The sequence below is a fragment of the Ochrobactrum sp. C6C9 genome (assembly GCF_022627935.1).
Classification (GTDB): domain Bacteria; phylum Pseudomonadota; class Alphaproteobacteria; order Rhizobiales; family Rhizobiaceae; genus Brucella; species Brucella teleogrylli.
Window position 1 is genome coordinate 1 of sequence record NZ_JABXGB010000066.1, and the last position, 6,496, is coordinate 6,496.

The following is a 6,496-nucleotide window of genomic DNA, read 5'->3' on the forward strand; positions in this document are numbered from 1 at the left end:
CACAATCGTCACCGGCATCATCTTCATGGCATGCGTCATCCTCTTCCGTAAAGGTATCGTCGGAGAGTTCTATGCCTGGCTGGAGCGGAGGAAATGAGCATGAGTGAAACCTTACCCATTTATCGCACAAGCGTTTCGCCGAGCTGGATAGACTATAACGGCCATATGGGGGACTATGCCTATGGTATCGTCTTTTCGGATGCCGCCACTGCCTATATGGACCGAATTGGCATTGATGCCGCCTATCGTGAGGCAAATAATGCCACGCTCTATACCCTCGATAGCCGTATCGGATATTTGAAAGAATGCCACGTCGATGAAACATTGAACGTGGAGCTGTCTGTCTTGAATGTCGATCACAAGCGTATGCATGTTTTTATGCAGATGCTGAATGGAGACGGGGAGGAAACGGCCTTCTGCGAGCAGGTTTTGATGCATGTCAGCCGAGCGTCGGGATCGCCGCGTTCAAGCAAAATGCCTGAGTTGGTACAGGAGAAGCTATTTGCCGATCTTGAACTGTCCAAAGCCACCATCAAGCCCGATTGGATCAATCGGCGGATCGGTTTGGAAAAGCATCGTAATTGAGCTACGCCAGCGGCTGCGGTGCATGCAGACTGCCCAAGCATCACACGGCGTATACCTTGGTATATGCCGTGTACCATAATGCACCTTGCAAAAACCATGCATTTTCGTAGCTCGCGAAAGGCGCATCTGGTAAAGAGATGCCGTCGGAGCAACAAGCTCCTTAACACAGGAAAACACAATGCCAAGCGACAGTAGTCGAAAGCTGTCGCCACTGGGGTTGTTCGACGAGAGCTAATCTCATGCTCTTGCCCGGACGCTCGCAGTGGCGCGTCATGAGGTAAGAGATGAATATTGCAGCCGCAATCGCAAATTTTGGCGCGCGCTTTGGTGTGCCTATGCATTCCATTAGCCGCAAAACCGCTCGCAGCAGCGTAACCACTTATAGCCACGTGTTTGAAGCCGATGTGAACCGTGACGGAGCCATCCGGAAGGCTCCCCAACTGACAACGATCTGGTACGTCAATCCTGAAAACGGACGCGTGGAATGTCGCTGGACAACAGACCGCGAAGAGATTGCACACTATAGGTCGTTGCCGGTGTTGGAACGTTTCGGCCTGTTGCTTGCTGCCGGGCAGCAGAACCGAACGTCAACCTGGGTGCATTGATAAGCGAAATCATTCAAACAGTGAAATTAGACCATGGACGATGACCCCAGTAGGTCCGCTCGTTTATCCCCGGTAGCGCTAATCGGGCAGGCTTTTCACAATCTCGACAGGAAAACAAACCGGACGTCGCTTCGACGGTGCGGCATGGGTTGGCATATCCCTTAAGGGGGGCATGTCAGCGCTCGTGCCGGACGTGGCGGCATGAGGATAATGACATGAATGCCATATTGAAACAGCCCGTATCTGCCGCTGCCCGCAAGGACGACAGGAAACTGTCAATGCGTGCGGTGCGCGAGGCACAAAACAGCGTTGATACGACGCTCGCAAATTTCAGGACGACCATCAACGGCCTGACTGAGACTGAAGCGAAACACCGCCTGATCAAGGACGGACCCAATCATGTAGCACATGAAAAGCGTCCGCACGCGTTGGTACAGTTTCTGCTCGCCTTCAAAAACCCGTTTATCGCCGTGTTGGTAACGCTTGCGGCTATATCGTCCGTTACGGATATCATTCTTCCGCTGCGCAACGGCGAAGACCCGGAATATACCGGCGTGACGATTATCTTGACGATGGTGTTCCTCAGCGCATTGCTGCGTTTCTGGCAGGAATTCCGCTCCGGCAAAGCTGCGGAAGCGCTTAAGGCCATGGTGCGCACAACTGCAACAGTGTTGCGCCGTCAGGGAAGCGGAAACGCACAAGGTGTGGAAGCAAAACTGGTCGAAGTTCCCATGGCCGAACTCGTCGCAGGCGATATCGTCAAGCTTTCAGCTGGCGATATGATCCCTGCCGACGTGCGACTGCTTGAATCGCGTGATCTGTTCGTCAGTCAGGCGGCCCTGACGGGTGAAGCTCTACCGGTTGAAAAATATGACACGCTTGGCGCTGTTGCTCAAAAGTCTGCCGAGACTAAAGCAACCGTCGGTGATCAGATGGACATGCTTGATCTGCCGACTGTCTGCTTCATGGGCACAAATGTCGTCAGCGGCACAGCGACTGCTGTTGTGGTCGCAACCGGCGCACGCACTTACTTTGGTTCGCTTGCGAAGGCGGTCGTGGGTTCGCGCGCAGAAACGGCCTTTGATCGGGGTGTTAACAGCGTGAGCTGGCTTCTGATCCGCTTCATGCTGGTAATGGTGCCGGTGGTCCTGCTGATCAACGGCTTTACCAAAGGGGACTGGCCTGACGCCTTCATGTTTGCGCTCGCTGTGGCGGTTGGTCTTACACCCGAAATGTTACCGATGATCGTTTCCTCGAACCTTGCCAAAGGTGCTGTCACAATGGCGCGCCGCAAAGTCGTGGTGAAGCGTCTGAATGCCATCCAGAATTTCGGGGCGATGGATGTGCTTTGTACAGACAAGACCGGCACATTGACTCAAGACAAGATCATCCTCGAACACCATCTTGATGTTAACGGCCAATGTGATCCAAGTGTATTGCGGTTGGCATGGCTCAACAGCTACCATCAGAGCGGCGTGAAGAACCTTATGGATCAGGCCGTTATTCGCTTTGCCGAAGACAGCCCCTCAAGCACTGCTTCAGCTCGGTTCTACAAAAAAGTGGATGAACTGCCGTTCGATTTCGTTCGTCGCCGCTTGTCGGTTGTGGTTGAAGGTTTTGGTGGCGAGCATCTGCTGGTCTGTAAAGGCGCAGTGGAAGAAATGCTGGCGATCTCAACCTCAATTCGCGACGGCGATGAAATCAAGCCGCTGGATGATGCGCGCCGTAAAGCGCTTGTCGAACTGGCACGCGATTACAATCGTGATGGTTTCCGTGTGCTGGTGGTCGCCACACGAGAGATCGATCCGTCTTCCACCGTGGCGCGCTATGATATCCCGGATGAGAAAGAGCTGGTGGTGCAAGGCTTCCTGACCTTCCTCGATCCGCCAAAGGAAACTGCACGTCCCGCAATTGCCGCCTTGGCCGAGCATGGCGTTGCCGTCAAAGTACTCACTGGGGACAATGATGTCGTCACCACAAAGATCTGCCGTGAAGTTGGACTGGAGCCGGGCACGCCAATTCTTGGTCGAGAAATCGAGAAGATGAACGACGAAAAATTGCGCGCGACGGTTGAGGAAGCCACAGTTTTTGCAAAGCTCACGCCATTGCAAAAATCACGGGTTCTCAAAGCGTTGCAGGCAAATGGTCATACGGTTGGGTTTCTTGGCGATGGTATCAACGATGCCCCAGCATTGCGCGATGCGGATGTGGGTATTTCGGTTGATAGTGGCACTGATATTGCGAAGGAATCTGCCGATATTATCCTTCTCGAAAAGAGTCTGATGGTGCTGGAAGAGGGTGTTATCAAAGGTCGTGAAACCTTTGGTAATATCATCAAATATCTGAATATGACCGCCAGCTCAAATTTCGGCAATGTGTTTTCGGTCCTTGTGGCGAGCGCTTTCATACCGTTCTTGCCGATGCTGGCAATTCATTTGCTGATCCAGAATCTGATGTACGACATTTCCCAGCTTTCCCTGCCATGGGATCGCATGGACAAAGAGTTTCTGGCAAAACCCCGGAAATGGGACGCCCGGAACATCGGTCGTTTCATGATTTGGGTAGGGCCGACGTCATCGATCTTCGACATCACGACTTTCGCGTTGATGTGGTATGTCTTTGCGGCGAACACGCCGGACATGCAGTCACTGTTCCAGTCGGGCTGGTTCATTGAGGGCCTGCTGTCGCAGACGCTTGTGGTGCATATGCTGCGCACGCAGAAAATACCGTTCATCCAAAGCACTGCCGCTTTGCCCGTGATGCTGATGACCGGTTTGATCATGGCGCTTGGCATCTACATTCCATTCTCGCCGCTTGGAACTATGGTCGGCTTGCAACCGCTACCCTGGGCTTACTTCCCATGGCTGCTCGCAACGCTGTTCGCCTACTGTGTTGTCGCCCAAGGCATGAAGAGTTTCTACATTCGTCGCTTTGGTCAGTGGTTCTGATGTGACGCTGTCGGTGCCTCGCAGCGTCACATCGAAGGAAGTGGCCAGCAGCTATGCTGCTGGTCACTTTTTCATAGAAACGACTGTGTGGCTTGAACGCATGCCGGATCTTGCGAAGTATCATGGTAGATCAAACCAAAGGATTGGAGCTATAAGGTTCAAATGAAGCTTCAAACTTAACACCAGAGAGGAGCGCTAGATGCGAATGAAAGGCCTTCACCGCATGTCTCCGCAGGACATTGCGGCATCTCTGGTACTAGCGATTTTCTGCGCCGCCATTTTCGTATTCGACACAGTCACCGATTACGCGATAGCCGCCGCTGTTTTCTATACAGCTATCGTGCTGGTTTCGGCCAGATTGTTCTCGCACCGCACAGTGATTGGTGTCGCCGCTGGCTGCATCGTCTTGACTGTTGTAAGCTTCGGCCTGACGCGCTCGGGCTCTTATAATGTTGGTTTCATCAACACATTGATCAGCATTGTGGCCATCGCGTGCACAGCATATCTGGGCCTGAAACTGGTCGATGCGGAAGCAGAAGCCCACGAGACGCGGGAACGCTTGTTGCGACTTGCACGACTGACCACCCTTGGTCAGCTGACCGGCTCCATTACCCATGAAGTCAGCCAGCCACTGGTTGCAATCGAAACCAGTGCGGGCGCCGGCCACCGTTGGCTGTCACAAACTCCGCCAAACGTGGCGCGTGCTCTATCAACGTTTGAGCGGATATCTGCGGATTCTCATCGTGCGAGTGAAATCCTTGATCGTGTTCGCCGCTTGTCCAAAGGCGAAAAGCCAAAGATCGGGCGCTTTGATTTCAACATGGCCATCCGTGAAATGGCCGATCTGGCCGCAGCAGAGCTTCACCGGAATGGGATACGCCTTCAACTTGACTTGGCGAACGATCTACCGTCCGCTTGGGCAGATCGGGTGCAAATACAGCAGGTCATCGGCAACCTGATCCTCAATGCCATTGAAGCAATGGCGGGGACGGATAGGGACGATCGGTTTCTCCTGATAAAATCCCAGTTCGGCGTAAATGCCAGCTTGCGGTTTTCGATAGCTGATACGGGATCAGGTCTCACGAATGCAACGCGAGAACGCCTTTTCGATGCGTTCTGGACCACGAAAGACGGCGGCTTCGGGTTGGGGCTGACGATCAGCCGCACTATCATAGAGGCCAATGGTGGTCGTATCTGGACCGATGCCCAAGGTGCATTGGGTGCCGGGTCGAATGGCGTGACGTTTCTGCTGGAAGTGCCAGCGGTCAGGATGGGCGAGCAATGACGGCTACACACGAGAACGCAGCGGTCGTTTACATTATCGATGACGATCTCTCGGTTCGGCGCGCCTTGGAAGATTTATTTGCTTCCATCGATATGAAGGTGATCAGCTTTGAATCTGTGCGGAGTTTCCTTGATTTCGAACGCCAGTCTGGCCCGTCCTGCATGATACTTGATGTGCGAATGCCGGAGCAGACAGGTACGGATTTTTTCGCCCAGATGACAGGCCTCGGTATTCGTATTCCGGTTATCTTCATTACCGGTCACGGCGATATCACCATGGGCGTCAATGCCATCAGAAACGGGGCTGTTGATTTTCTGCCGAAACCATTTCGTGATCATGATCTGTTGGACGCTGTCTATCGGGCCATCGACGGCGATAAGAAACGTTTGCAGGACGAACAAGCGCGTTCTGAGATTCACGACCGTTGGATGAGCCTGACAGCGGGCGAACGTGATGTGTTCGCGCTCGTCGTGCAAGGTCTATTGAATAAGCAGATAGCCGCTCAACTCGAGGTGAAGGAAATCACCGTGAAGGTGCGTCGTGCGCATGTCATGCAGAAGATGCAGGCAGGATCGCTGGCCGATCTGGTGCGTATGTCCGCTCTGATGGAATCCTAGCAAGACGTAGTTCGCTACACACACAGAAAATGTGCTGTTTGTTACTGTAACAAACTTCATTTTCCGTGCGTTTAAGATACCCTTTTCGATATGAAATGGGGAAACTTGAGATGTCGATCTTCACGCGTACAGGTCTTGGACTGCTGTTGTCCTTCGTTTTGATGAATGGCGTTGCAGCGCAAGAGCATCAGTCGGTAAACGACGCCAATAATCCCCTGACACCGAAGATTACCGTCAACTTCCATAACTATTATGTGCCGGAAATATATGGATTATCCGGTCGGCGATCCAATCAGTTTCTCCTGCGTGGACTGGTGCCAGCGGAGATAGCCGGTTTGCCGCAATTGTTACGGTATACGCTACCCATCGCCACAGCGCCGTATGCGCCGTCTCTGTCCCATTGATTTAGGGCATTTTGGGTGAGTGAGGTTTCTGCCAGAAGGGTTTTCAGCAATA

Annotated in this window: 6 protein-coding genes; all 6 read left to right on the forward strand. The window is 53.1% G+C overall.

The features are described from left to right. The first annotated feature begins 99 nt into the window (after positions 1 to 99). The 6 genes from HWD97_RS23810 (at position 100) to HWD97_RS23835 (ending at position 6,444) form a co-directional block, all read left to right on the forward strand. A complete protein-coding gene (locus HWD97_RS23810) occupies positions 100 to 585 on the forward strand; it encodes a thioesterase family protein (protein ID WP_371835765.1) in 486 nt (161 codons plus the stop codon). A gap of 284 nt (positions 586 to 869) precedes the next feature. Beyond that, positions 870 to 1,190 (forward strand): hypothetical protein, encoded by a 321-nt coding sequence (locus tag HWD97_RS23815; RefSeq protein WP_171319844.1) that lies wholly within the window; start codon positions 870 to 872, stop codon positions 1,188 to 1,190. A gap of 215 nt (positions 1,191 to 1,405) precedes the next feature. Next, positions 1,406 to 4,138: a magnesium-translocating P-type ATPase gene (gene mgtA / locus HWD97_RS23820; RefSeq protein WP_371835766.1), complete on the forward strand. Its 2,733-nt coding sequence runs from the start codon at positions 1,406 to 1,408 to the stop codon at positions 4,136 to 4,138. 199 nt (positions 4,139 to 4,337) lie between these two features. Further along, a complete protein-coding gene (locus HWD97_RS23825; RefSeq protein WP_371835767.1) occupies positions 4,338 to 5,423 on the forward strand; it encodes a sensor histidine kinase in 1,086 nt (361 codons plus the stop codon). Next, complete coding sequence (locus HWD97_RS23830) at positions 5,420 to 6,040, forward strand: response regulator transcription factor (RefSeq protein ID WP_121538061.1); 621 nt, start codon at positions 5,420 to 5,422, stop codon at positions 6,038 to 6,040. Before HWD97_RS23825 ends, HWD97_RS23830 begins: the two co-directional genes overlap by 4 nt. Positions 6,041 to 6,150: 110 nt before the next feature. Next, on the forward strand, positions 6,151 to 6,444 hold the full coding sequence (locus tag HWD97_RS23835; protein WP_371835768.1) for a hypothetical protein: 294 nt from the start codon (positions 6,151 to 6,153) through the stop codon (positions 6,442 to 6,444). Positions 6,445 to 6,496: the final 52 nt, after the last annotated feature.